Raw genomic sequence first — 26,630 nt, 5'->3', positions numbered from 1 at the left:
TGGTGCGGCCGCGGGAACCACGAGGGCTTGCAACACGCGCTGCAGACGATCGAAGCCGTCCCGCAGCGTTCCTACCGCTGAGATCATCTCCGTCACTGCTTCAGCACTCAGCCCGGGCGCCACCGCAGGCGCTGCGACAGGTGGAGGAGCCGCCAAAGTCACCGCCGCCGGCGCAGCAAGCACAGCAGTGGCAGACGCGTGCGCGCCATGGCCGTTGCCGTTGCTCGCGGCATGTCCATTGAGGGCGGCCGCGGCGGGCGCCGGCATGATCGTCGGGGCAACCGGCAGCGGGACCGGGGGCTCGACGGGAGCTGCCGTGCCATTCACGTGAGCCACGGGGGTAATTGGTTCAGATGGCATGAATTTGGACTCCGATTCGGTCCTGTGTCCGTTGCTGCGGCCACTGTGGTCGAGTGTCGTTTCGATGTCGGATGGCCGTCGCACCGGCTCGTCGCTGATCGGCGGCCTTCCATAGTTGGATCCGTTGATCTTCAAAGTCAGCTTCGGCTGCTCGCGGTTACGCGGATCGTCACCCACGCGATAGTCAGCCCACAGGCCCTCGAAATTCATCGGGACGCCTGCCGCCACGAGTTGCGCCAATCCGATCCACAGCGATCGAATGCCGTTCTTGCCCTTGGCATCCAGCGACACCGCGGAGTGCTCCTCGCCGGCCAGACACTTGCCGACGAGATTTGTCAGCACACCGCCGGGACCGACCTCGATGAATGTCCGGGCGCCGGCCCGCCACATCGCCTGAATCTGTTCGACGAACCGGACCGGCTGAGCGATCTGGTTGGCGAGCGTGGTCCGCATTTGTTGCGCGTCACCGGCATACGGCTGCGCTGTCGCGTTGGCGTAGACGGGTACCTCTGGCATGCCGAACGCGACCCCGGCGAGGAAGGAACCGAATGGAACCGCTGCCGGGCTGACGATGTCGGAGTGGAAGGCGGTAGCGACATCCAGCCGGCGCGCGTTGATGCCGGCCGCGGCGAATCGCTGTGCCGCGTGATCGATGGCGGTGCTATTCCCGGACAGCACAGCCTGATTGGGAGCGTTGTGGTTGGCGATGACGACAGGCAGGCCCCACTCCCCGATCAGCTGACGAACCTGCTCGACGGGCGCGGTCACCGCGCACATCGCTCCGTCGCTGTTGGTGGCGGCTTCGGCCATCAGCTCACCGCGCTTGCGCGCGATTTGCAGGGCCACCTCGCCGCTGAAAACACCGGCGGCACATAGGGCGGTGACTTCACCGAAGCTGTGTCCACCGACGGCAACGGGTGCGATGCCAAGAGCACGGATCACCGAGAGCAGGCTCAAGCTGTGCGCGCCAATGCCGGGTTGCGCCCACTCTGTTTTCGTCAGCTCCGCCGACTGCAGGGCGCGCTCGTCGTCGGTGAACGCCGTCTTCGGCCAGACAACGTCGTGCAGATCGCGATCCGCGTGCAGACGTTCCTTGCGGGCACCCTCCCATGGCGCCAAGGCCGGCTCATGCAGCTGCGGCAGGTCGGCGCCCATGCCGACGTACTGGCTGCCCTGGCCCGGAAACAACAACGCGACCGGCCCGGGTCGCTGCGCCGAATAGAAGTAGCCCCGCGGCGAGGCGAACGATACCGGCACATCCGCCGCGCTGAGCCTGGCGGCGAGTTCGTCAAGCATCGTCTGCAGGCTCGCAACACTGTCGGCGACGACGGCCAGCCGGTGGGGCTGCGCGGCGTTGTACGCGGCTTGGGTGCTGCGCGCGATCCAGCCGAGCATGTCCGGGCTGTCGACCAGTGATGCGGCCAGCGCAGCGGCCTGTTCGGACAGCGCCGCCGCAGACGGCGCGCCGAGCACAACCAGTTCGGAATCCCAGGACCGGAACCGGTATGCCCGCTTTCCGGTGCCCGTGTACTCCTCGACGGCGACGTGAAAGTTGGTGCCGCCGAAGCCGAATGAGCTGACGGAGGCGCGCCGCGGGACGCCGTTGTCGGCCATCCATGGCTTGGCCTGCGTGGACAGGTAGAAGGGCGACTGCTCGATCTCGAGGGCGGGATTCGGCCGGTCGATCTTGATGGTCGGCGGCAAGGCCTTGTGGTGAAGCGCCATCACCGCCTTGAACAGGCCGCACGCCCCCGCCGCACCCTTGGTGTGCCCGACCTGAGACTTGACCGAGCCGAGTGCGCACCACTGCCGGTCCGCTCGTCCCGATTCGTCGAACACCTCGCGCAACGCGGCGAACTCGGCGGCGTCGCCGGCCCTGGTGCCGGTGCCGTGCGCCTCGACGAGCCCCACCGTTTCCGGGCCGTAGCCGGCAGCGGCGTAGGCGCGGCGAAGGGCTTTCGCCTGACCCGCCGGACTGGGTGCGTAGATGCTCTTGGCCCGGCCGTCCGACGACGTGCCGATGCCGCGGATCACCGCGTAGATCCGGTCGCCGTCGCGCTCGGCATCGTCGAGACGCTTGAGCGCGAACATCGACAGCCCCTCGCCGAGCATCGTGCCGTCCGATTGGTCGGAGAAGGGCCGGCAGTCCCCGCTGGCAGACAACGCGGTGACCTTCGCGAAGCACATGTACATGAAGATGTCGTTGAAGGCGTCGACTCCACCGGCGATGACCATGTCCGACTCACCCAGGTACAGCTCGTGCAGCCCCACCTCCAGCGCGGCCAGCGAGCTGGCGCACGCCGCGTCGATGACGCAGTTGGTCCCGCCGAGATCGAAGCGGTTGGCGATGCGCCCGGCTATGACGTTGCCGAGCAGTCCGGGGAAGGTGTTCTCCTGCCACGGCGCGTAGTTAGCCGTCACACGTTCGCTGAACGCGGCCAGCTCTTGTTCCGAGAGGCCGGCCGCCCGAAGTCCGCGCTCCCAGACCGGCCGGTGCAAACGACCACTGATGTAGGTGATCAACTCGGTGCCGCCGGAGGCGCCGAGCACGACGCTGATTCGCTCACGGTCGATGTGAGATAAATCACCGCCCGCGGCGTCCTCTAATACTTGTTGCGCGACTCTAAGCGCAAGCAGTTGGGCGGTATCCGTTGCGGGCATAACGTTCGGCGGAATGCCGAAGTCCATTGGGGAAAAGTCGACATCGGGCAAGAATCCACCGCGACGCGCGTATACCTTGTCGGGCATATGCGGATCGGGGTGGTAGTAGTCGTCAATGCGCCAGTGCGACTCGGGGACCTCGGAGAACAGGTCGACGCCGCCGACGATGTTGCGCCAGAAGCGCTCGGCTTCGGGCGACCCGGGAAACAACGCGCTTACACCGACAACCGCAACAGGGGGGTGCTTTGATGCCATCGATCACCTTTGCATTGGCTAGACGAGCAGCAACGAGTGTTTACTTGCGGCACACCGAAGACTGACCGTCCACGTTTTGCTACATTGACCTGCACCCCCGGACAGGCCTAGCGCTCGCCGGGACCATATCAGAACCCCGGCTCTTGTACTGACGAACTGTCAATACCCGCTGACCGACTTTCCGCGCGCAAAGTGACCAACGGTTTCCTGGTTGACACAGCCGGTTTTTGCTGATTCAGGCCCGTCTGCCAGCAACTTTCGCGATGACAGGCCGCGCTCGCCCGCGCCCGGGCGAGCCGCGGCCGAGCTGACGCGGAATGTCGTCCGAAGAACTTTGCTACGACGCCCGAGACCGGAACTTTGACGACCGCTCCCGTCGAATTTGATCGTCGCCAAATGCGTCAGTACGTAGTTACTCGCCGGTAACGAAGATCAATTCGATATTGCTCATGCTCCGCGGCATTGGGCGGGAATTGAATAAGCCGTGTCGGGCTTAGGTGCGCATCGAAAGCGGATAGCCTTCGCCGAATTATCGGACCGCACCGGAACAACCGCACGTCAGCGGCCCACAATTCGGCAATGGCGACGACGTTCGTCGAGCCGGGAAAGGCGTCTGACATTTATCCCCCGGAGGGCGACGGCACCTACAAGGAAAGCGGGCGCGGAATGTAGTTGAACGCATCCGCCGGAACCGGCACCCCGCATTTCCGCGCTTGGTGAGCCCGGCTGATGTGGGTTGCCCCCTCGAGCAAATTCAGCGCCACTTGGTCGACTTTCCGGTCCTCAGCGTGCTCCAGATAGCTACCCGCGACCCAGCTGTTGAAAGCTCCCATGGATGGGCCGCACCAGATCTGGTAGTCCAGGACACGATCGGGTTGACCGTCGATCGCCCACCGGCTCGATTTGCCGAGGTACCAGCGGAACACCAGCCCCATCTGATATTTCGAGTCGCGGGTCGCGAGCTCGAGCACCGCGGGGTCACGCTCCTGCCAGTATTGGTGTGTCTCCGCCCAGACGTCCTCGACGCTCTTGCCGAGAATCTTTTCCAGCTCCGGGCCGTGTCTCTCCACGACGGCACTCAGGTTCGGGTTGCCCGCGTACCACTCGTAGAGCTTTCTCGCCCGCGGGCCGAACATGGCGCCACGCTTGAGCACCTGCAGATTCACGCCCATCTCGAACATGTCGGAAGCCGGGGCCATCATCACGTCGGCCACTCCGGCCTTGGCGAGCATGCCCCGGGCATACGGGGAAAGGCCCGATTCCACGCACGCCTGATTGACCGAGCCGGTCAGCACGTAGGCAGCACCCATCGCGAACGCGCCGGCCACCGACTGCGGCGTACCAAGACCCCCGGCGGCGCCCACACGTATCCGGGACGCCAGGCCGTGCTGCTGCGCCAGCTTGTCGCGCAGCAGCACGATCTCCGAGAAAAGCGCGGGCAGCGGGCGATTGTCGGTATGCCCTCCGCTGTCGGCCTCAACCGTGATGTCTTCGGCGACCGGTACGTGTTGTGCGAGCTCTGCTTCCCGCTCGGTCAGCTTGCCGGCGGCGACAAGTGCCGAAACCAACGCCGCGGGCGCCGGCTCCATGAACATGCGCGCGACCTCGGGCCGCGAGATCTTGGCCATCACATGGTTTTTGCGAACGATCGCACCGGCGGCGTCGGTCGACAAGCCCGACAGGGCGTAATGCACGACCGCGGGGGTGAGTTTCATGAACGCCGAGGCCTCGACGACGCGCACACCCCGCTCGATGAAGAGCTCGGCCACGCGTCCCTCGAGTGCCACCTCGTTGGGCGAATGGATCAGGTTCGCCCCCCAGGCCAGCGGCCGGCCCGCCAGCCTCGTCTGAATGTCGGCCAGCCCGCGTTCAACGGCGGCGTACGAGAGGCCGCCCGCGCCGAAGAAACCCAGCATGCCGGCCTCCGCCATGGCCACCACCAGAGCGGGTGTGGCGATACCGTTCGCCATGGCGCCGGTGACGTAGGGGAAGCGGATGCCGTGGGACTCGCAGAACTCGCGGTCGCCCAGCCATTCCGGATAGATCGGCGGCAACGTCCCCATCAGCGATACGTCGGATGCACCGGCACCGACGAGTTCGCCGCCCATCGCAAGGCCCAGCTGTCCGGTGGCGTCCTCGCGGACCACATGAATCGGGTGGCGCACGTACTGCAGGATGTGAGCGATGTCTTGCGGCGCAAATGCGGCCGGCACGGTGGTCGGACGCCACCCGCCCAACGACGGACTCCCGCCCGACTCGATGCGATCGCTTAAGACAGCGGTGGGTCGCTCATTCACTGCCAAGTCCCTTTCAGCACAGCGTCGACGCGTAATCCCCCGCGATAAAGCAAGAATGAGCTTCTCACGAACCACTGGCCTGCGCGGGAGAATTGTCGTACCGCCCCGCTATGATCGAATGTATGTTCGATGGGGTGGGGCCGGGGGATTTGGTGGCGCAGATCGAGTCGTCGCATCGGCAGGAGTCGGTGTTGGTGGCGCGGCGGTTGGCGGCGGTGGCGGCGTTGTTGCGGCAGCGGGTGGCCGCGGCCGGGCGGGGCGAGGATCGGCGCGACTATGCGGTGATCGACGGGTTCGAGCGCACCGCGGCCGAGGTGGCCGCGGCGATGAATCTGTCCCCGGCGGCGGCCGGCTATCTGGTGTCGGATGCCGAGGCGCTCGATACCCGGTTGCCCAGGCTGGCGGCGTTGTTGGCCGAGGGCCGCACCGACTGGCGCACCGTGCGGTTGATCCTCGCCCGCACCGAGCTGATCACCGAGGACCGGTTGATCGCCGAGGTCGACCGATCGCTGGCCACCCGCATCGCGACCTGGCGCGGCTGGTCACGCCAGCGCATCGTCAACGCGGTCGACGCCGCCGTGCGCGCGGTGGATCCCGAGGCCGCCCGCCGCCGCCGCGAGACCGCCGACACCGACCGCTACATCGCGGTCGCCCCGCTGAGCAACGGGATGGCCGAGATCTACGGCACCGTCGGGGCCCCGGCCGCCAAGGCCTTCGATCGGCGGCTGTCCCAGCTGGCCGGGCAGGTGTGTGCCGGCGATCCGCGCACCACCGATCAGCGCCGCGCCGACGCCCTGGCCGCCCTGGCCCAAGGGCGCGCCCTGGCCTGCCGCTGCCAACAGCCCGACTGCCCCGCCACCCCCGCCGCCGACCATGCACCGGACGCCGGTGGGGTGCGGGTCGTGGTCAACGTCATCGCCGACCAACACACCGTCTACGCCGGCAGCGACGCGCCGGGCTACCTCGAAGGCTACGGCGTCATCGACGCCGAGCAGGTCCGTCAATTGGCCGATGCCGCAACCCACCGCAGTGTCGACCCGGTCGTCAGCGCCACCGAGGCGCTGCGCTACCAACCACCGGCGGCACTGGAACGCTTCGTGCGCTGCCGGGATCTGACCTGCCGCTTCCCCGGCTGTTCCCGACCCGCCGAAGTCTGCGACCTCGACCACACCATCGCGTTCAACCACCACAACCCAGCAGCCGGCGGCCCCACCACCGCCGGGAATCTCAAATGCCTGTGCCGGCTTCACCATCGACTCAAAACCTTCGGCGGATGGCGCGACACACAACTGCCCGACGGCACCGTCATCTGGACCTCACCCGCCGGGCGCACCTACCGCACCCACCCCGCAGGCACCGACCTGTTCCCGCCGCCACCCCGACCCGCCTGTACCGCACCGACCCCGACCCGACACGACCGGACCACGCAACGACGCGCCCGCATCACCCGCGCCCGCGCCCACAACCGGCGCCAACAAGCACGCAACGAAGAAATCGCCGCACGCAAATTCCGAAACCACATGCGCGACAGCCTCTTCGCATTCAAAGGCACCCCCAGCACCAGCCCCTTCTGCACCTGGGTCAACCAACCCCACGAACCCGAACAACTACCCCCCGACTGGACCCCCGACCCACCGACACCCCTGCCCGACGACCCACCCTTCTAACAGGAGCGCTAGCCCGACAGCCGTTGGCGCAGCCGGCGATTGACCGATTCCGGCAGCAACGCCGAAACGTCGCCGCCCATCGTCGCGACCTCTTTGGCCAGCGACGAGGACACGAAGGAGTACTGCGGCGCGGTGGCCACGAAGAAGGTGTCCACGTTGGCGATGTGCTTGTTCATCTGCGCCATCTGCAACTCGTATTCGAAGTCGGTGTCGGTGCGCAGGCCTTTGACGATCGCGGTCATCCCGTGCGACGTCACGAAGTCCACCACCAGACCCTGTCCGACCTCGACGCGCAGGTTCGGCAGATGAGCAGTCGCTTCCTCGATCATCGCGACGCGCTCGTCGATGTCGAACATGCCCTTCTTTGCGGGGTTGGTCAGGATCGCCACGACCACCTCGTCGAACTGGCCCGCGGCGCGTTCGAAGACGTCGATGTGGCCCAACGTCACCGGGTCGAATGAGCCCGGGCATACGGCGCCGCTCATAAGCGACCAACGTAGCAGGGCGGATCAGCCGACTTCGGCCAGCTCCAGACGGGTGTCGCCGTAGACCCGCTCCGGCCACGGCGTCCAGCCGTCCGGCCAGGTCAGGGGTGCGCCCGCGGCGGCACGCTCCACCACCGCAACGGTCCCCTCTCGCACCCAGCCGTGGACACTCAGGGCTAGCAGTATGGCCTCGACCTCGCTGGCCTCGACGTCGTACGGCGGGTCGGCCAGCACCAGATCGACCGCAGACGAGGCCCCGCCCGCCAGCACCGCGGCCACCGCACCCCGGCGCAGCGTCGCACCGGGCAGACCCAGGGTCTCGACGTTGCGCGCGATGACGGCCGCGGTGCGCGGATCGGACTCGACGAACACCGCGGACGCCGCACCCCGGGACAGCGCTTCCAGACCCAGCGCGCCCGAACCGGCGTAGAGGTCGAGCACCGCCAGGCCGCTCAGGTCCAGCCGCGCGGTGACGATGTTGAACAGCGACTCGCGCACCCGATCGGTGGTCGGCCGGGTTCCGCGTGGCGGCACCGCGATGCGTCGCCCTCCGGCGACGCCGCCGATGATCCGGGTCAGCTCAGCACCACCAGCAGATCTCCGCCCTCGACCTGCGCGGTGCTCGACACCGCCACCCGCGCGACGGTGGCATCCTTCGGAGCCGTGATCGGAGCTTCCATCTTCATCGCCTCGATCGTGGCGATCGTCTGGCCCGCGCTCACCCGATCGCCCTCGGCCACCGAAACGGTGACGACACCGGCGAAGGGTGCCGCGATGTGGTCGGGGTTGCCGCGTTCGGCCTTCTCGGCGGTCGGGATCGTGCTGGCGATGCTGCGGTCTCGCACCAGCACCGGACGCAGCTGGCCATTCATGATGCACATCACGGTGCGCATGCCGCGCTCGTCGGGTTCGGAGATGGCCTCGAGCCCGATGATCAGGTCGACGCCGCGCTCCAGCTCGACGTTGTGTTCCTCGCCCTGCCGCAAGCCGTAGAAAAACTGATTGGCCGACAGATGCGAGGTATCACCGTAGATTTCTCGGTGTTCCTCGAATTCCTTTGTCGGGCCGGGGAATAGCAAACGGTTGAGCGTTGCCTGACGTTTGGTCCCGCTCAACGCCAGCACGGCCTCGTCTTCCGGGCTCAGCTGTTCGACCGGCTTGGCAGACCCGCGACCTTCCAGTGCGGCGCTGCGCAGCGGCTCCGGCCACCCACCGGCCGGATCGCCGAGCTCGCCGCGCAGGAATCCCAGCACCGATTCCGGGATATCCAATCGTGCTGGCTCCGAAGCGAATTCGTCGGCAGTCAGCCCCGAACCGACCAGGGCCAGCGCCAGGTCGCCGACCACCTTCGACGACGGGGTGACCTTGATCAGCCTGCCCAGCACCCGGTCGGCGCCGGCGTAGGCCTCTTCGATCTCTTCGAATCGATCGCCCAATCCCAGCGCGATCGCCTGCTGGCGCAGGTTCGACAATTGGCCGCCCGGGATTTCGTGGTGATAGACCCGTCCCGTCGGGCCGGGCAGCCCGGATTCGAAGGGAGCGTAGACCTTTCGCAGCGCCTCCCAATACGGCTCCAGCGCGCATACCTCCGACAGCGACAAACCGGTGTCGTATTCGGTGTGCGCCGCGGCGGCGACGATCGAGCTCAGCGCCGGCTGGCTGGTGGTGCCCGCCAGCGGCGCGGCGGCACCGTCGACGGCATCGGCACCCGCGTGCCAGGCGGCCAGATAGCTGGCCAGCTGCCCACCCGGGGTGTCGTGAGTGTGCACATGGATCGGCAGGTCGAAGCGACCGCGCAACGCGCTGACGAGTTGGTGCGCGGCCTGGGGCCGCAGCAGTCCGGCCATGTCCTTGATGGCCAGCACGTGTGCGCCGGCCTCCACGATCGCCTCGGCCAGGTTGAGGTAGTAGTCCAGCGTGTAGAGCTGCTCCCCCGGATCGGACAGGTCTCCGGTGTAGCACATCGCGACTTCGGCTATCGCCGAACCTGTTTCGCGGACGGCGTCGATCGCCGGGCGCATCGAGTCCAGGTTGTTGAGCGCGTCGAAGATGCGGAAGATGTCGATACCCGTCGCGGTCGCCTCCTCGACGAACGCCGACGTGACCAATTCCGGATATGGCGTGTACCCCACGGTGTTTCGGCCGCGCAGCAGCATCTGCAGGCAGATGTTGGGCATCGCCTCGCGCAGCGTGGCCAGCCGCTCCCACGGATCCTCCTTGAGGAAGCGCAGCGCCACATCGTAAGTCGCACCGCCCCAGCACTCCACCGACAGCAGCTGCGGCATCATCCGGGCCACATACGGCGCCACCATCATCAGCCCGCTGGTGCGTACCCGTGTCGCCAGCAGCGACTGGTGGGCATCGCGGAAGGTCGTGTCGGTCACGCCCACCGCGGGCGACTCGCGCAGCCAGCGCGCAAAACCCTCCGGCCCCAACTCGACCAGCCGCTGCTTGGATCCGGCCGGCGGCGCGGCCTCGAGATCGACCTCGGGCAACTTGTCGTGCGGGTACACCGTCGACGGGTGCGTCCCGTGCGGATGGTTGACCGTCACGTCGGCCAGATAGTTGAGGATCTTGGTACCGCGGTCTGCCGAGCCGCGGGCGGTCAGCAGGTGTGGCCGCTCGTCGATGAACGACGTGGTGATCCGGCCGGCCTGGAAGTCCGGATCTTCCAGAACCGCTTGCAGGAACGGAATGTTCGTCGACACCCCGCGAATCCGAAACTCCGCGATCGCGCGCTGGGCCCGGGATACCGCGGTGTGGAAATCGCGGCCCCGGCAGGTCAACTTGACCAGCATCGAATCGAAGTGGGCGCTGATCTCCGCGCCGAGGTTGGTGCTGCCGTCCAGCCGAATGCCGGCGCCACCGGGACTACGGTAGGTGCTGATCCGGCCGGTGTCGGGGCGGAACCCGTTGGCCGGATCTTCGGTCGTGATCCGGCATTGCAGCGCCGCGCCGTGCGGTGCGATGTTCTCCTGCCGCAGGCCCAGATCCTCCAGCGTCTCGCCGGAGGCGATGCGCAACTGGCTGGACACCAGGTCGACGTCGGTGATCTCCTCGGTCACGGTGTGCTCCACCTGAATCCGGGGATTCATCTCGATGAAGACGTAGTGACCGCTCTCGTCCAGCAGGAACTCCACGGTGCCCGCACAGCTGTAGCCGATGTGCCGGGCGAAGGCGACGGCGTCGGCGCAGATCTTGTCCCGCAGCTCGGCGGAAAGGTTTGGCGCGGGCGCTAATTCGACGACCTTCTGGTGGCGACGCTGCACACTGCAGTCGCGCTCGTGCAGGTGGATCACGTTGCCGGCGTTGTCGCCCAGGATCTGCACCTCGATGTGACGCGGCTTGATCACCGCCTGTTCGAGATAGACCGTCGGGTCGCCGAACGCCGACTCGGCCTCACGGCTGGCGGCCTCGATCGCCTCGGTGAGTGCGTCGATGTCGCTGACGCGGCGCATTCCTCGTCCCCCGCCACCGGCGACGGCCTTGACGAACAACGGAAACCGCATGTCCGCTTCCCCGGACTCCAAGGCCGACACCAGCTCGTCGACCGACGCCGACGGAGCCGAGGAGGTGAGCACGGGCAACCCGGCTTCGCGGGCGGCCTCGATTGCCCGTGCCTTATTTCCGGTCAGCTCAAGGATTTCGGCGCTGGGGCCGACGAAGGTGATACCGGCGGCCGCGCAGGCCGCGGCCAATTCGGGGTTTTCCGACAAGAAGCCGTAGCCGGGATAGACCGCGTCGGCGCCGGCCCGGGCGGCCGTTTCGACGATCTCGTCGACGGACAGGTAAGCCCGGACGGGATGACCGACCTCGCCGATCTGATAGGACTCATCGGCCTTGAGCCGGTGCACCGAATTGCGGTCCTCGTACGCGTAGACGGCCACCGTGCCGACGCCCAGTTCGTAGGCCGCGCGGAACGCACGAATCGCGATCTCGCCGCGATTGGCCACCAGCACCTTGGAGAACACTGCGACTCCTTACAGAAGCGTCGACCAATAGTCCCAGAACCGCACCATGATCAGTAGAAACACGGCGGTAAACCATAGCGCGGTGAGCGACCACCGCCATTGATAGAGCAGCCGCACCGCGGTGCTGCCGCCGTCGAGCATCGGGCGAAACGCGATGGACCCGACCACCACCAGCAGCGTGATGATGAGCGACCAGACCACCATGCAGTACGGGCACAACGCCCCGATCCGGTACAGACTCTGGAAGATGAACCAGTGCACAAACCCCGCGCCGACCAGCAGACCGGCTGCCAGCGCAAACCAAAACCATTGGGGTATAGGCACTTTCGTCACCGCCAGGACGCCGACGACCAACACCAGGGTGAAGCCCACGATGCCCAGCAGCGGGTTGGGAAAGCCGAACACCGACTCCTGCGGGGTGGCCATCACCGACCCGCACGAGATGATCGGGTTGATGTTGCACGGCGGCACGTACGACGGGTTCTCCAGAATGTCGATCTTTTCGACGGTCAGGGTCATGGAGGAGAACAGCCCGACCACCCCGGCGATCAGCAGCCACCACGCGCTGAGCGTCGGCACTCGCACGTCACGCGTCGAAGCCGGTGCCGGGTCGCCGGATCGCTCGGCGGGGTCGGCCGACACCGCGACCGTCACGAACCCGCGGGAGGAACGGGTGCGTCGATGCCCGGAACGTCACCGACGATGGTCTTGATCTTGGCGACCAACGCATCCGGTGTCGACGGGTCGTAGTTCTCGCCGTTGATCTTGATCGTCGGGGTCGCGGTGATGCCCGCGTTCGAGGCTTCCCCGGTGACCTTGGACAGGTACTTCCCGCTGTTGATGCAGTCCGGCACCTTGCCGACGACCCCGGCTTCGCGCGCCAGCTCGATCAATTTCGCGTTATCGGGGAACTTGGGGCCCCGCTCGTCCGGCTGGATACCGCTGCTGAACAGCGCGGTGTGGAAACGACGGAACGCATCCATGTTCTCGTCGGCGACGCACAGGGCCGCCGCGCCCGCTCGCGACGAGTAGTTCTGGTTCTTGGAGCTGTCGAGAATGGCCACCATGGCGTAGTCGGCCGCAATGGCGCCGGAGTCGATCAGCTTGGAGACCGTCGGCCCGAAGGTGCGCTCGAAGTTGCCGCAGGCCGGGCACAGGAAGTCCTCGTAGAAGGTCACCACCGCCTTGGGATTGTTGGTCCCGGGTTGGTTGACCACCTTGCTCGACGTCACCCGGACGGTGTCGCCCTGACCGGCGACGCCGCTCTTCTTGTCGTGATGCGACGTCACGATGTAGAACACCAGCGCGACCGCGAAGACGATGATGAACGCGGTCCCCCCGATCTGAATGAGCCGGCCGGACTTTCCGTCTGACGCCTTCAGGTCGAATCGGGGGGGACGTTTCGATTTGTCGGCCACAGGCTCGGTGATCCTTCTGTGTATGGGTCGGCTGGCGGAAGACGGCGCTTCTAGATTACCGGCGAACGCGCTCGAGCAAATCAAGCCCGGCTCAGGTGCGCGCGCAGGGCAGAAATCAGATCGCTGGTTGCGGCCGCGCTGCCGCCCCCGAGCTGAAACAGGCTGGCGAAACCGTGCGTCAGCGAACCCAGGCGCCGCAAATCCACCGCGGTGCCGGCCGCCTGCAGCGCCGTCGCGTAGCGCTCACCTTCGTCGCGCAACGGGTCGAATCCCGCGACGGCGATCAGCGCGGGCGCCAGCCCGGACAGCGACCCGGCCAGCTGCGGCGACACCCGCGGGTCCGACGCGTCGATGCCGGTACCGCGCAGGTACTGGGCGGTGAACCAGTCGATGTCCCGCTTGGTCAACAGGAAACCGCGGGCGAACAGGCTCAGCGACCGGGTCTGCGCGGTGAAGTCGGTGCGCGGATAGATCAACCACTGCAGCAGCGGCGCCGGGCCATCCTCGGCGCGGGTCAGCTGGCACACCAGCGCGGCCAGGTTGCCGCCCGCGCTGTCTCCGCCCACCGCGACACGCCCGGGAGCGGCGCCGAGTTCGCCGGCATGCTCCCAGGCCCACTTGAACGCGGCGTAGGCGTCGTCGATCGCCGCCGGCGCCGGATGCTCGGGGGCCAGCCGGTAGTCGATCGACAACACGTGCACACCGGCGTCACGGCAGGTCAACCGGCACAGCGCGTCGGCGGTGTCCAGGTCGCCGAGCACCCAGCCGCCGCCATGGTAGAAGACCAGCAAATCGGTGGCGTCGCCGCTGGCCGGTCGGTAGTGCCGCGCCCCGATGCCGCCTGCGGGCCCGGGAATCGTCAGGTCGTCGACCATGACGTGAATCTGGGGACCGGGCAGCGACAGCAGCGACTGTCGCATCAGCGCCCGCGACGCCACCGGGTCGCCGTTGACGGCCAAGCCGTCGATACCGCCAAGCCGCAGACCGGACAGCATCAGCTGCAGGGTGGGATCGAGCGTGTTGCCGTCGATGATGATCGACCGGCCGCCGAACATGACCCGCTTGGCGGGGGTCGGGATCCACGGAATGGCCTTGACGCCCACGGTGGTGACCACGTCCTGCATGCGAGTCGCCCAGCGAGTCGATCCACGCTTGGCGTCGACATGCAGGTCCGGTGCGCCTGGCAGACTCTGTGTCATGTCCGGCCCCCTTGAAAAAAACGTAGTCACCCTCAATGACGGTCATGCGATCCCCGCCGTCGGGTTCGGAGTCTTCCAGGTCCCTCCGGCCGAGACCGAGCAGGCGGTGAGTGCAGCGCTGCAAGCCGGGTACCGGCATATCGACACCGCCGCCGCCTACCGCAATGAACGGGAGACCGGGCGTGCGGTTGCCGAATCCGACGTGCCGCGCGATCAACTCTACGTGGTGACCAAACTGTGGAACTCCGAGCAGGGTTACGACAGCACGTTGACGGCCTTCGACGCCAGCATGGACCGGCTGGGCCTCGACTATCTCGATCTCTACCTGGTTCATTGGCCGATGCCGGCGCTGGGAAAGTTCGTCGAAACCTTCAAGGCGTTCGCCCATCTGCGCGACCAGGGCCGGATCCGCTCCATCGGAGTCAGCAATTTCGAGCCCGAACACCTGATGGTTCTGATCGACACCACCGGCATTGTTCCCGCGGTCAATCAGATCGAGCTTCACCCTCGTTTTCCGCAGACGGAATTGCGAAAGGTGCACGCCCAGCACGGAATCGCGACCGAGGCGTGGGCACCGCTGGGGCAGGGGGCGCTGCTGACACATCCGACCGTCACCGGCGTTGCCGAAGGATGTGGGCGGACACCCGCCCAGGTGTTGATCAGATGGCATATTCAGCTCGGTAATATCGTGATCCCCAAGTCGGTGAACCCTGCACGGATTGCGAGCAACTTCGACGTGTTCGATTTCGAACTCAGCGCCAAGGAAATGGCGACGATTTCCTCGCTCGACGACGGAACTCGGCTTGGTCCCGATCCACGAACCTTCAGTTTCACAGGTAGGTGAATGACGTTGACTGGCGACGCGGGCCTCGCCGTGCCCTCGATCACTCTCAATGACGAAAACACGATGCCGGTGCTGGGCCTCGGCGTCGCCGATTTATCGGACGACGAGACCGAACGTGCCATCTCGGCGGCGCTGGCGTCCGGCTGCCGACTGATCGACACCGCCAAGGCGTACGGCAACGAAGCGGCCGTCGGTCGCGCGATCGCGGCCTCGGGGATTCCCCGGGCGGAGCTGTTCGTCACCACCAAGCTCTCCACCGCCGACCAAGGACTCAAGGGCGCACAGGATGCGTGCGAAGCCAGCCTGGAGCGACTGGGCCTGGATTACCTCGACCTGTACCTGATTCACTGGCCGGCCGCTGCGCACGGCAAGTATGTGGATTCCTTCGCCGGGCTGCTCCAGCTCCGCTCGACCGGACACACCCGCTCCATCGGTGTCGCCAACTTCACCGCGGAATACCTGGAGATGGTCATCGACCTGGTCTTCACCACGCCGGCGGTGAATCAGATCGAACTGCACCCGCTGCTCAATCAAGACGACATGCGCAAGACCAACGCTCAGCACACTGTCGTGACGCAGGCCTATACGCCGCTGGCACTGGGCAAGCTGAACGACAACCCGACCGTGACCTCGGTCGCGAGCGAATACGGCAAGACGGCTTCGCAGGTGCTGCTGCGCTGGAACCTGCAATTGGGTAACGCGGCCATCTTCCGCTCGGGCAATCCCGAGCACATCGCTTCCAACTTCGACGTGTTCGATTTCGAATTGGCAGCCGAGCACATGGACGCGATCAACGCGCTCAATGACGGAACCCGGCTACGCCCGGACCCCGAGACCTACGAAGGCATCTAGGCAGTCGGCCGTCACGACCCCGTCGGGCAAGTGGCCGCGGCCTGACGCAGCACACCGGCCGACGCCTGATCCACCGGCAGCTGATAACCCCGCAGCACCGCGATGAACTGCATCGCGTACTGGCAGGCGAAGGCCTTGTTCGGCGGCATCCACGAAGCGGGCGGCAGGTCCCCCTTGTCCTGATTGACCTGACCCTGCACGGCCAGCAGGTTGGCCGGATCGTTGGCGAAGCGCAGCCGCTCGGGATCCGGCCAGCCGAAAGCTCCCATGTCCCAGGCGTAGGCGAGCGGGACGATGTGGTCGATCTGGACCGATTCGCCGACCTTGGCGCCCCGCTGGAACGCGATGGTGGTGTTGGTATAGGGGTCGTGCAGGGTGCCGGTGGCCACGGCGCTGGGGCAGCGCTTGATCGCCACGTAGGTCTTGTCGACGAGGTCGCGGTCGAGGATGTCGTCGCGCGTGTCACATCCGTTGTGGCCGCCCGGCGCGTCGTTGTCGTCGTCCCACGAATCGCCGAAGGCCGCCCGACGGTAGTCGTAGCGGTGCACCCGAAGTGGTGCCACCGCAATGCCGGCCAGCACATCGGTTCCCGGCACCACCGTGGGCACGTCGGCGCGCGCGGCGACCTCCGCGTGCTTGGCGGCCGTGGACCCCAGCGTCTGATAGGCGACCAGTACGGCGAGCAGCGCGGCCGCCGACAACCACAGCAGCACTTTGCGATTCACTTGCGCCACTTCTCCTCATCGCTCCGCTCTGCATCGTCGCTGGCGCGTCACGACTTGTCCAGGTATTCGATGCGATCGGTATCGGTGAACCGCGCTGCCAGCGCAGCCAATCCGGTGTTCTGGCTGTCAGCCTCATACGTCCGGGTGCAGAAGTCCCGCGCCGCTTCGATGTACGCCAGATGGTCGGCCAGCGACAGCAACCGCAGATTGATCGCCCGGCCGGACTGGTTGCGGCCCAGCACATCTCCCTCCCGTCGCTCTTTGAGATCCAGCTCGGAAAGGGCGAAACCATCCAGGGTCCCGGCGACGGCACGCAGGCGCCGGCCGGCGGGCGATTCCGGCGAACTCCAGGTGGCCAGCAGGCACAGGCTCGGATGCCGGCCGCGGCCGATGCGGCCACGCAGCTGATGCAACTGACTGATCCCGAACCGGTCGGCGTCCATCACCAACATGACCGTGGCGTTGGGGACATCGACACCGACCTCGATGACGGTGGTGCACACCAGCACATCGGTCTGGCCGCTGCGGAAAGCCGCCATCGCGGCGTCCTTCTCGTCGGCGGGCAACCGTCCGTGCATCAGCCCCAGCCGCAGGTTCGACAGCTCACCGGAGCGCAACCTCTCGAACAACCCTTCGGCGGTTTCGGTCGGTCGCGCGTTGTCCTCCTTCTTCTCCGGCTCGTCGGTCTCGTCGATGCGGGGCGCCACCACGTAGGCCTGCCGGCCGGCCGCGACCTCCTCACGGATGCGCTGCCAGGCGCGATCGAGCCAGGCGGGTTGGTCCTTGACGAATATGACGTTGCTGGTGATGGGCTGGCGACCGCGCGGCAGCTCGCGCAGCGTCGAGGTTTCCAGGTCGCCGAAGACGGTCAGCGCGACGGTGCGCGGGATCGGCGTCGCCGTCATCACCAGCAGGTGCGGCGTGATGCCCTCGGGGGCCTTGGCGCGCAACTGATCTCGTTGCTCGACACCGAATCGGTGTTGCTCGTCGACGACGACCATGCCCAGGTTCTGAAATTGCACCACGTCCTGCAGCAGGGCATGCGTGCCGATGACGATGCCCACCTCACCACCGGCGATCTCGCGGCGTACCTGGTTCTTCTGCGCGGTCGTCATCGATCCGGTCAGCAGCGCGGCCCGCGTTGCGTTGTCGGCCCCGCCCAGCTGGCCGGCCATCGCGAGCGGGCCGAGCACGTCGTTGATCGACCGAAGATGCTGTGCGGCAAGGACTTCCGTCGGGGCCAGCAGCGCGCACTGGTAACCCGCGTCCACCATCTGCAGCATCGCCAGCACCGCGATGATCGTCTTTCCCGACCCGACCTCGCCCTGCAGCAGCCGGTTCATCGGGCGATTGGCCGCCAGCGCCCCGGATAGCACGTCGAGCGTCTCGCGCTGTCCTGCCGTCAGCTCAAAGGGCAAGCGCTGCAATAGTTCTGCTGCCAAACCGGCTGACTGTCGGGGCGCCGGAGGCCCCGATTGCGACAGCTCGCCGTGCCGACGCGACGCCAGCGCCCATTGCAAGCCGACGGCTTCGTCGAACGTCAACCGCTCGCGCGCACGGCGGCGCGTCGCGTCGTCCTCGGCCAGATGGATCGCGCGCAGCGCATCGTCTTCGGCCATCAGATCGTGTTCGGCGAGCAGCTCGCCGGGCAGCGGGTCGATCACCGGGTCGAGGACCTCGAGCACTTGGCGAATGCAGGCATAGATGTCCCAGCTCTGCAGCTTGGTGCTGGCCGGGTAGATCGGAAAGAAGTGGCCGTCGAACGCCGACATCAGTTCCTCGCCGCGCAGCGCCGGCGCGGTGTCGGCGATGGTTTTCAGCGATTTGCTGCCGCGGTTGCGTCCACTCGCCGAATTCAGGATGAGAAAGTCCGGGTGCGTCAGCTGCATCGCGTTTCTGAAGTAGCCGACTTCACCGGACAGCATCACCCGGGTGCCCTCGGTGAGGCCCTTGCTGATGTAATCCGCGTTGAAGAACGTCGCGGTCACCTTGCTGCGTCCGGAGCCCACGGTGATGCGCAGGCATTTGCGCTTCGGGTTCTTCTTCATCGGGAACGAGTGGGTGCCGGTGATCGTGTCGACGAGGGTGATGTGCTGACCCACTTCCGGCCGCTCGGCCCCACCCTCTCGGGCATCCCATTTCGCGGCGGTCTCGGTGTAGCTGCGCGGGTAGTGGCGCAGCAGGTCGTCGACCGTCCGGATGCCGAACACCTCGTCGAGCGACTTCGCGGCCTTGGCGCCCAGCACGTAGTCCAGCCGATCGCTGCACGACGCCACGGCTACTCGACGCCGATCAGTAGGGCGTCGCCGCGATGGCCGGTGCGGTAGGTCACCAGCTCGGTACCCGGGTGGTGGTCGTGCACGTGCTCGTGCAGCACACCGGTGACCGACGCGTCGTCCAGGCCGGCACCGACCAGCACGGTCACCAGGTCACCGCCGGAAGCCAACAGCAGATCCAGCAAGCCGATCGCGGCGCCCGCCGCGTCGGCGGCCACGATCAGCACCTCGTCTCCCGCGATGCCCAGGCCGTCGCCCGGCTGACAACGACCCGCCCAGGTCAGCGCGCTTTCGGTGGCGATGCGCACCGATCCGTACCGAGCGCTGCCCGCGGCACGGGCCATGGTGTAGCCGTCGTCGACCGCCTGCCGGTCCGTCTCGTGCACGGCCAGCGCGGCCAATCCCTGCACCATCGACGCCGTCGGTATCGGCACCACGTCGATGCCCCAGCCGATGGCCGCGGTACAGCCGGCCACCAATTCCTCGGCGGCCACATAGCCGTTGGGCAGCACCATCACCTGCGCGGCACCGGCGTCGACGACGGCCCGCATCAGCTGGTGGGCGCTGATGCCGGTGGCCTGATCGCCCGCATCCGGGGCGGGCTGCAACACGTGAGCGCCCTCGCCGGCGAACAGCTCGGCGGCCCCGTCCCCGTCCACGACGGCCAGCACCGCCCGTTCCTTGGTCCAGCCGCCCGCGGGCAGCCCGACGACCCCGGAGCTCAGCGCCGAGATCACGATCCGGCTCAGCCGCCCGGCTCCCAGTCCGGCCTCGACCGCGGCGCCGGCGTCGTCGGTGTGCACGTGCACGGAGTAGCTGCCCGACCGCGCGGCGGCGATCGCCACGGATTCGCCCAGTTCCTCGAGCCGCTGTCGCAGACGGTCGGCGGCCGCGGCGTCGCAGCCGTCCAGCCCGTACATCACCTCGAACTGCGGCGCGGGCCGTTCGGTGGCGCCCGGCGTGGGTTGGGCGCGCGGCGAGAGCTCGTAGACCGTGCGGGCGGGCGGCTGACCGCCGACCGTCGAGCGCAGCGCATCGAGCAGGACCAGCAAACCCCGCCCGCCGGCGTCCACGGCACCGGCGTCGGCCAGCACATCCAGCTGCTCCGGGGTCTTTTCCAGCGCGACGACGGCGGCGTCGCCCGCGGCGGTGATCGCCGAGGCCAGCCCGTCGTTCGCGCACTCCTCGACGGCGTCGGCGGCCGCGCGCAGCACCGAGACGATGGTTCCCGGGACTTCCTGTCCGCCCATCGAGGTGATGACCAGCTCGACGGCGCGCTGCAACGCCGCCCCGAGCAGCACCGCGTCCAGGTGCGACAGTTCACCGCCGGACTCGGCCGCCGCGGTCGCGGTGACGTCGGCGATACCGCGCAGGATCTGCGACAGGATCACCCCGGAGTTGCCGCGGGCGCCGTTGAGCGCGCCTGCCGACAGCGCGGACGCCACCCGGGCAACGCATCGCGGGCCGCCGTCGGCACCGATGCCGGCGTTGGCTTCGGCCAGCGCGGACCGCATCGTGAACAGCATGTTTGCCCCGGTGTCGGAGTCGGCGACCGGGAAGACGTTGAGGCGGTTGATCTCGTCGATGTGGGTGATCAGGTCGCTGACCGCGGTGTGCGCCCAGTCCCGCAGGGCCGGTGCGTCGAGCAGACGATCCGAACTGCCCACTTCTGACCCACCTCCTCCGCCGACCGGCCTATTGAGCCTAGCCAGCGGCTGCGACACCGTCAGAGGTAAGCCGACGCTCTGTTGTGGATCGTTTTGGTGGTTGCCCACCACAGTCGGTATCCTGGGCTGTCGCGGCGCGATCTCTACGCGCCGAACCCCGAACATCTGAGGAGCTTGAACGATGGCCGCTGTGTGCGATATCTGCGGGAAAGGCCCCGGCTTCGGTAAGTCGGTGTCGCACTCCCACCGGCGCACCAGCCGGCGCTGGGACCCGAACGTCCAGACGGTGCACGTCGTGGCGCGGCCCGGCGGCAACAAGCAGCGCCTCAATGTCTGCGCGTCCTGCATCAAGGCCGGCAAGGTCGTCCGCGGCTAGCCGCCGCCCTCACATCACGATGTGCCCGGCGTCGACGGGTATCGACACGCCCGTCACGTAGCGCGCCCGGGGACCGGCCAGCCACAGCACCGCTTCGGTCACGTCTTGCGGCTCGACCAGCGGCACGTCGGGCAACAACATCTGGGAGACGGCCGGATTCGGATTCTCCAGCATCCGGTTCACCACGAAGTCGTTGAGGATCATCGGCGTCGTCACACCGGCCGGGTGGACCGAATTGACCCGAATCTTGTGCGGCGCATAGGCATTGGCGGCCGAACGCATCAGCCCCACCACGCCGTGCTTGGACGCGGCGTAGGCGAACATCGCCGCACTCCCGTCACCGCCTTTGCCGGTCAGCCCCTGCGACGAGCTGATCATCACGATCGAGCCGCCGCGGCCCTTGCGGACGATCGACGGCACCGTCGCGAGCAGCGTGTGCCAGACCCCCTTGAGGTTGGTGTCGACGATCGAGTTGAACACCGGCTCGCTGCGGGCTTCGGTGTCGCCGATCGCCACCACCCCCGCGTTGGCGATGACGATGTCCACCTCGCCGAGCTCGTCGACGCCGGCCTGCACCGCGGCCTCCAACTGCGCCAGGTCGCGGACGTCGGCAACGCCGGGAACCGCCCTGCGACCTGCGGCTTCGACCAGCTTTACGGTCTCGTCGAGGTCGGCTTTGGTCCCCAATGGGTAGGGAATCGCGTCGATATCGGCGCAGATGTCCACGGCGATGATGTCGGCGCCCTGCTCGGCGAGCGCCACCGCGTGGCTGCGGCCCTGGCCGCGCGCCGCACCGGTGATGACGGCGACCGAGTGGTCGAGTTCGCCCATGCCTATACCTCCAGCCTGGTTCCGGTCTGTTCTTCGGCGAACGCCACCAGGCGGGCGGCCACGTCGTAGTCGGACGCCAGCGGTGTGCGGCCGATCAGCGCCGGCTCGCCGCGCAGGCCGAACCTGCCGCTGACACCGACGAAGCTACCCGGCGGCACCGGTTCGCTGATGCAGTACAGGGTGGTCGCCGCGCCTTCGTCGATGTCGTTGGCGAACCGGTCGGCCACCACCGTGACACCCTTTTGCACCAACGACATCAACGGCGCGTCCGAGATATTCGACAGGTTCGAGGCCACCCATCCGGGGTGAGTGAGCTGAGTGACGATCGGCGATCCGGCGGCACGCAGCCGCCGGTCAAGCTCGAGCCCCCACAGCATGACCGCGAGCTTGGACTGCGCGTAGGAGCCCAGCCGCGTCCACTTGTTGCGCCGCAGGTGCATGTCGTCGAGTCGCAGGGTGGCCGACTTGTGCGCGTCGGAGCCGACGTTGATGATCTGCGAACGCACCCGGGGCAGCAACAGATTGGTCAATGCGAACGGTCCGAGCAGATTGGTGCCGATCGTCATCTCGAAGCCGTCGACGGTTTCCTTGCGACGGTCGGTGAGCGTGCCGGCGTTGTTGATCAGAATGTCGATGTCCCCGTCGACCTGATCGACGAAAGCGCGCACCGACGACAGGTCCGCGAGATCGAGCTCGATCACCGACGTCAGGCCGTCCATGTTCGCGGCCCGCTGCTTACCCAGCTCGGTGTTGCGCACGGCCAGGATCACGTGGGCGCCGGCCTTGGCCAGCGCGTGCGCGGTGCCCAGCCCGACGCCGTTGGTCGCGCCCGTCACGATGACTCGTTTGCCGGTCAAGTTGCCGAGGCGGCTCGGCGTCCAAGGTATCGTCACGGCGACTAAGAGTAATGGCCGGTTCTATGTAAGTTGGGTCAGTTCTGCCAACATGGTCTGCAAACGGCACAGGAGTGGCTTGGCATGAGCGACAGCGGGCGCGAAATCACCAACCTGATCTACACCTACGCCGAGCTTCTCGACGGCGGTGATCTCGACGGGGTGGCCGGGCTTTTCGAGCATGGGCGCATCTGCGGCGTCCAGGACGGTCCGCCGGAGACGGTGTTCGAGGGGTCCGCGCGGGTGCGGCAGATGTACGAGATGGCCACCCGGATCTACGACGACGGCACCCCGAAAACCAAACACCACACCAGCAATGTGCAGCTGCACATCGACGAGGCCGCGGGCACCGCGCGCAGCACCTCCTACTACTGCGTCACGCAGGCCACCCCCGACCTTCCGCTGCAGGTGATCGTCACCGGCCACTACAAGGACACCTTCCACCGGGTGAACGGCGCCTGGTGGTTCGACAGCCGCATCATGTTCGTCGACCAGATCGGCGACGTCAGCCAGCACCTGAAGTTCTGAACGCGTGGACTCCTCGTTCGACTTCGACACGGTGCTGGGCGATGCCCAGCGCAAGGAAGCGCTAACCGATTGGGGCCCGGGCGAATTCGAGGGCCCGCTGCGGGTACTGCTGGACGACTACGCACGCGCCGACCTCAACACGATCGGCGTGCACATCCTGCGCTCGGGTCTGGTGCACAGCCTGCGGATGCGACTTCGAACCCAGGAGTGGATCCGCCGCCACCCGGAGATCCTCGCCGAGCGGGTCGCCGCGCCGATCGTCGTCGTCGGGATGATGCGCAGCGGCACCACCCTGGTGCAGCGACTGCTGGCCGCCGACCCGCGTTTCGTCTGCGCCTACGGCTGGGAGGTCGTCGAGGTCGCGCCCAAACTCGACTATCAGTTCGGTGCCGCCGCCGATCCGCGCATCGCGATCAGCGAAGCGCGAGAGGCGAAATCGCGTGAGTTGGCGCCGGATCTGTTCGCCATCCACCCGATGTACGCCCGCGAGGCCGAGGAAGAGATCGTGTTTCTGGCCGACGCATTCCTGTCGCATGTCCCCGAATCCGGTGCGCACCTTCCGTATTACCGGTCCTGGCTGGACGAGCAGGACTTCTCCCCCGCCTACGACTACCTGCACCGGATGCTGCAGTTCATCGGTTGGCAGAAGCGGCAGCAAGGCCTGCAGGCACAGCGCTGGGTGCTCAAATCGCCGGCGCATCTGGGTTATCTGGATCTGCTGCGGGCACGGTTTCCCGACCTGCACATCGTGCACATGCACCGCGACCCGCGCACCACGATCGCGTCGGGGGCCAGCCTGAACGCCACCCTGCACGCGATGCACGCCGACACCGTGGACGTGCAACGGGTGGGCGCGCAATGGTTACAGCGGATGGGCTGGACCAATGACCGGGCCATGTCGACCCGCGACGGCTGGGCCTCGGAAACCGGCGGAGAGGCCGCGGTGGTGACCGACATCGGATTCGACGACGCGGTGGCCGATCCGATCGGGCAGGTGGCCCGCGTCTACGACGCGATCGGCCTGCCGCTCGACGCCGCCGCCGAGGACGCGATGCGGGCCTGGCTGCGGGAGCGTCCCCGCGAGGCCGCGCGCCCGCCCTACGGCCTGGCGAACTATGGCCTGCGCCCCGAGCAGGTTGACGAGCGATTCACCTTGTACCACAAACGTTTTGGACAGCACATCGGAGGAACAGCGCATGCCTGACGATCCCGTCGCGACGGTATCCCAGCACGAGCAGGAGCTCGCCGCCCTCGACCTGATCGAACACCCAGTAGTCAAGGCCGCCTATCGAAAGGTGGCCGAAACCTGGCTGGGCCGGGCCAAGGCGTCCGACGCGATGCGCGAGCGCTTCGACGATTCCTTCGCCGAGGTGATGTTCTCCGCGGCGATGTGGTCGTCAAACCAGGACAAGCTGCGGCCCAAGGTCACCTGCATCACCCGGCTGGCACATCCGGTGGGGGGCCGGCGCATTCCCGGATCACGTTGGGGCATCGACAATCCCGACAGTGTGTATCGGGTGATCCCGATCTCCGGCGACGAGCGCTACGAGATCCGCGGCCGCGTCGGCGCGCATCGCATGACCGAGAACTACTTCACGCTGTGGGACGCGCACATGGGCACCGTCAACGTGCTCAACGGCCGCACCATGGCGGTCGATTCCGACGGCAGCTACACGATCACCGTCGACGCCGACCCGGCCAACGGGCGGGAAAACCACGTGCAGACCTCGCCGGAAGCCCACGAGTTCTACATCCGCGACGTGCTACTGGACTGGGCCCGCGACGACCCCAATCATATTGAGGTGCAACGACTCGGCGGCGCACCGACGACTCCGGCGCGCACGCTCGACGAGCAGGCCGAGGCGACCGCGGCGATGATGTCGTATTTTGCGAACTTCACCGGCAAACTCAGCCATGGCGTGTACAAGATGCCGGCCAACCACTTCGACCTGGCCTGGTCGGCGGACAAGGTCGGCGCGATGCGTAACCAGGTCTACGTGATGGGCCGTTTCGAACTCGAGCCCGACGAGGCGTTCGTCGTCGACCTCAGCGACGGTGGCGCCGAATACTTCACGGTTCCGCTGAGCAATATCTGGGGCACCACACTCGATCTCGTCGACCGCACCGGCAGCCTCAACAAGGCGCAGTCGATCCCGAACGAGGACGGCACCTACACCTACGTGATCTCGCCCGTCGACCCCGGCGTCGCGAACTGGATCGACTCCGACGGCCTGCGCGAGGCCATCCTGACCCTGCGCATGGCGGAGTTCGGCGACAACGGCCCGCGCGAGGACCTGGGTGCCCGCGGACGGGTGATCAAGCTGGACCGACTCGACACCGAGGTGCCGCATTTGCCGCGGGTCAGCGCCTCGCAGCGGGCTACCGAACTGGCCGAGCGGCGCAAGGCCTATCTGCGCCGCCTGCCGGAAGGGACGGCCTAGCGATGGCACGCTGGCTGATCACCGGCTGCTCCACCGGCTTCGGCCGCGAAATCGCGCGCGCCGCTTTGGAAGCCGGCCACAGCGTGGTGGTGACCGCGCGCCGGGCCGAGGCGGTGACCGATCTCGCCGACGAATTCGGCGACCGGGCCGTGGCGGTGGCTCTCGACGTCACCGATGCCGCCCAGATCGCCGCCGCGGTGTCGGCCGCCGACGACGCGTTCGGCGGGATCGACGTCCTGGTCAACAACGCCGGTCACGGCTACCTGTCCTCGGTGGAAGAGGGTGAGGACGCCGAGGTGCGAAAGTTGTTCGACGTCAACTACTTCGGGGCCGTCGACATGATCAAGGCGGTATTGCCCGCGATGCGCGCCCGCGGCGCCGGCCACATCATCAACATCTCGTCGATGACCGGCCTGGTGGCCAACCCGCCCAACGCCTATTACTCGTCGACCAAGTTCGCGCTCGAGGCGGTGACCGAGGCGCTGGCCGCCGAGGTGCGGCCGCTGGGCATCAAGGTGACCGCGATCGAGCCGGGCGCCTTCCGCACCGACTGGGCAACGCGGTCGATGAAGGAGTCGGCCAGCCCGATCGCCGCCTACGCCGACGTGGCGGCGCGTAAGGACCTGATCAAGCAGTTCGCCGATCACCTGCCGGGCGACCCGAAGAAGGTGGCCGAGGCGGTGCTGATGGTGACCACGCTGGACGAGCCGCCGCTGCGGCTGCTGCTGGGCCGCGACGTGCTGAAGGCCATGCGCGACAAGATCGCCGCGATGTCGGCGTCGATCGAAGAGTGGAAGGCCGTCACGAAGGACGTCAACTTCCCGGAGTCGTAGGATCCTTGCGGCCCGCTGGCTCGCGACACTCAACCTGCGCACACGACACGC

Annotated in this window: 21 protein-coding genes; 8 read left to right on the top strand and 13 right to left on the bottom strand. The window is 67.1% G+C overall.

The annotated features are described in order from the left end of the window. Together BN973_RS10630 and BN973_RS10625 are read right to left on the bottom strand one after the other, a co-directional pair. A partial coding sequence (locus tag BN973_RS10630; protein WP_156959171.1) for a type I polyketide synthase occupies window positions 1-3,276 on the bottom strand: 3,276 nt, incomplete at its 3' end. Between the two features lie 644 nt (window positions 3,277-3,920). Next, window positions 3,921-5,573, bottom strand: a complete 1,653-nt coding sequence (locus BN973_RS10625) for a PfaD family polyunsaturated fatty acid/polyketide biosynthesis protein (RefSeq protein ID WP_198048910.1) — start codon at window positions 5,571-5,573, stop codon at window positions 3,921-3,923. A gap of 122 nt (window positions 5,574-5,695) precedes the next feature. Between BN973_RS10625 and BN973_RS10620 the strand changes: the two genes are divergently transcribed. Further along, entirely contained in the window at window positions 5,696-7,240 is a 1,545-nt protein-coding gene (locus tag BN973_RS10620) for an HNH endonuclease signature motif containing protein (protein WP_156959170.1), read from the top strand. A gap of 8 nt (window positions 7,241-7,248) precedes the next feature. Here BN973_RS10620 and coaD read toward each other — a convergent pair whose 3' ends face one another. The 6 genes from coaD to BN973_RS10590 all read right to left on the bottom strand — a co-directional run bounded on the left by coaD (window position 7,249) and on the right by BN973_RS10590 (window position 14,313). Continuing rightward, window positions 7,249-7,725: a pantetheine-phosphate adenylyltransferase gene (coaD, locus tag BN973_RS10615; RefSeq protein ID WP_025738274.1), complete on the bottom strand. Its 477-nt coding sequence runs from the start codon at window positions 7,723-7,725 to the stop codon at window positions 7,249-7,251. Window positions 7,726-7,749: 24 nt separating this feature from the next. Beyond that, window positions 7,750-8,304 carry a 16S rRNA (guanine(966)-N(2))-methyltransferase RsmD gene (gene rsmD / locus BN973_RS10610; protein WP_036472263.1) on the bottom strand — a complete coding sequence of 185 codons (555 nt, stop codon included), beginning with the start codon at window positions 8,302-8,304 and terminating at the stop codon, window positions 7,750-7,752. Continuing rightward, window positions 8,301-11,696, bottom strand: coding sequence for a pyruvate carboxylase (locus BN973_RS10605; protein WP_036467969.1), 3,396 nt, complete (start codon window positions 11,694-11,696; stop codon window positions 8,301-8,303). Before BN973_RS10605 ends, rsmD begins: the two co-directional genes overlap by 4 nt. Before the next feature lie 9 nt (window positions 11,697-11,705). Next, on the bottom strand, window positions 11,706-12,350 hold the full coding sequence (locus tag BN973_RS10600) for a vitamin K epoxide reductase family protein (protein ID WP_036467968.1): 645 nt from the start codon (window positions 12,348-12,350) through the stop codon (window positions 11,706-11,708). Next, complete coding sequence (locus BN973_RS10595; RefSeq protein WP_036467967.1) at window positions 12,347-13,114, bottom strand: DsbA family protein; 768 nt, start codon at window positions 13,112-13,114, stop codon at window positions 12,347-12,349. The genes BN973_RS10600 and BN973_RS10595 overlap by 4 nt, the downstream gene beginning before the upstream one ends. An 80-nt stretch (window positions 13,115-13,194) precedes the next feature. Then, a complete protein-coding gene (locus BN973_RS10590) occupies window positions 13,195-14,313 on the bottom strand; it encodes an alpha/beta hydrolase (RefSeq protein WP_036467966.1) in 1,119 nt (372 codons plus the stop codon). On the opposite strand from BN973_RS10590, the gene BN973_RS10585 reads away from it, so the two are divergent. Together BN973_RS10585 and BN973_RS10580 are read left to right on the top strand one after the other, a co-directional pair. Then, window positions 14,312-15,157: an aldo/keto reductase gene (locus BN973_RS10585; protein WP_036467964.1), complete on the top strand. Its 846-nt coding sequence runs from the start codon at window positions 14,312-14,314 to the stop codon at window positions 15,155-15,157. The genes BN973_RS10590 and BN973_RS10585 overlap by 2 nt on opposite strands. After that, the gene (locus BN973_RS10580; RefSeq protein ID WP_036467963.1) at window positions 15,158-16,009 is read left to right on the top strand and encodes an aldo/keto reductase; all 852 of its coding nucleotides are present in this window, start codon (window positions 15,158-15,160) and stop codon (window positions 16,007-16,009) included. A gap of 11 nt (window positions 16,010-16,020) precedes the next feature. Here the strand turns inward: BN973_RS10580 and BN973_RS10575 are convergent, their stop codons facing one another. From BN973_RS10575 to BN973_RS10565, 3 genes are read right to left on the bottom strand one after another with little or no spacing between them, the layout of a single operon-like run. Then, entirely contained in the window at window positions 16,021-16,734 is a 714-nt protein-coding gene (locus BN973_RS10575; protein ID WP_036472262.1) for an HNH endonuclease family protein, read from the bottom strand. Window positions 16,735-16,781: 47 nt separating this feature from the next. Beyond that, a complete protein-coding gene (recG, locus tag BN973_RS10570) occupies window positions 16,782-19,010 on the bottom strand; it encodes an ATP-dependent DNA helicase RecG (RefSeq protein ID WP_036467961.1) in 2,229 nt (742 codons plus the stop codon). 2 nt (window positions 19,011-19,012) lie between these two features. Further along, window positions 19,013-20,677, bottom strand: coding sequence for a DAK2 domain-containing protein (locus BN973_RS10565; RefSeq protein WP_036467960.1), 1,665 nt, complete (start codon window positions 20,675-20,677; stop codon window positions 19,013-19,015). A 181-nt stretch (window positions 20,678-20,858) separates the two neighbouring features. Here BN973_RS10565 and rpmB point away from each other — a divergent pair, with 181 nt between their 5' ends. Beyond that, window positions 20,859-21,053, top strand: a complete 195-nt coding sequence (gene rpmB, locus BN973_RS10560) for a 50S ribosomal protein L28 (RefSeq protein WP_036467958.1) — start codon at window positions 20,859-20,861, stop codon at window positions 21,051-21,053. A 9-nt stretch (window positions 21,054-21,062) separates the two neighbouring features. Here the strand turns inward: rpmB and BN973_RS10555 are convergent, their stop codons facing one another. Together BN973_RS10555 and BN973_RS10550 are read right to left on the bottom strand one after the other, a co-directional pair. Beyond that, window positions 21,063-21,884: a mycofactocin-coupled SDR family oxidoreductase gene (locus BN973_RS10555; RefSeq protein WP_036467957.1), complete on the bottom strand. Its 822-nt coding sequence runs from the start codon at window positions 21,882-21,884 to the stop codon at window positions 21,063-21,065. Window positions 21,885-21,886: 2 nt separating this feature from the next. Then, a complete protein-coding gene (locus BN973_RS10550) occupies window positions 21,887-22,777 on the bottom strand; it encodes an SDR family NAD(P)-dependent oxidoreductase (RefSeq protein WP_036467956.1) in 891 nt (296 codons plus the stop codon). Between the two features lie 84 nt (window positions 22,778-22,861). Between BN973_RS10550 and BN973_RS10545 the strand changes: the two genes are divergently transcribed. From BN973_RS10545 to BN973_RS10530, 4 genes are read left to right on the top strand one after another with little or no spacing between them, the layout of a single operon-like run. Continuing rightward, window positions 22,862-23,305, top strand: a complete 444-nt coding sequence (locus tag BN973_RS10545; protein ID WP_036467955.1) for a nuclear transport factor 2 family protein — start codon at window positions 22,862-22,864, stop codon at window positions 23,303-23,305. 4 nt (window positions 23,306-23,309) lie between these two features. Beyond that, on the top strand, window positions 23,310-24,509 hold the full coding sequence (locus BN973_RS10540; RefSeq protein ID WP_036467954.1) for a sulfotransferase family protein: 1,200 nt from the start codon (window positions 23,310-23,312) through the stop codon (window positions 24,507-24,509). After that, a complete protein-coding gene (locus tag BN973_RS10535; RefSeq protein WP_036467953.1) occupies window positions 24,502-25,746 on the top strand; it encodes a hypothetical protein in 1,245 nt (414 codons plus the stop codon). Before BN973_RS10540 ends, BN973_RS10535 begins: the two co-directional genes overlap by 8 nt. Window positions 25,747-25,748: 2 nt before the next feature. Further along, complete coding sequence (locus BN973_RS10530) at window positions 25,749-26,579, top strand: oxidoreductase (protein WP_036467952.1); 831 nt, start codon at window positions 25,749-25,751, stop codon at window positions 26,577-26,579. The last annotated feature ends 51 nt before the right edge of the window (window positions 26,580-26,630 follow it).

The organism is Mycobacterium triplex (assembly GCF_000689255.1).
GTDB lineage: Bacteria > Actinomycetota > Actinomycetes > Mycobacteriales > Mycobacteriaceae > Mycobacterium > Mycobacterium triplex.
Note: the sequence above shows the minus strand (reverse complement) of the source record. Positions and strands in the feature narration are given on the sequence as shown.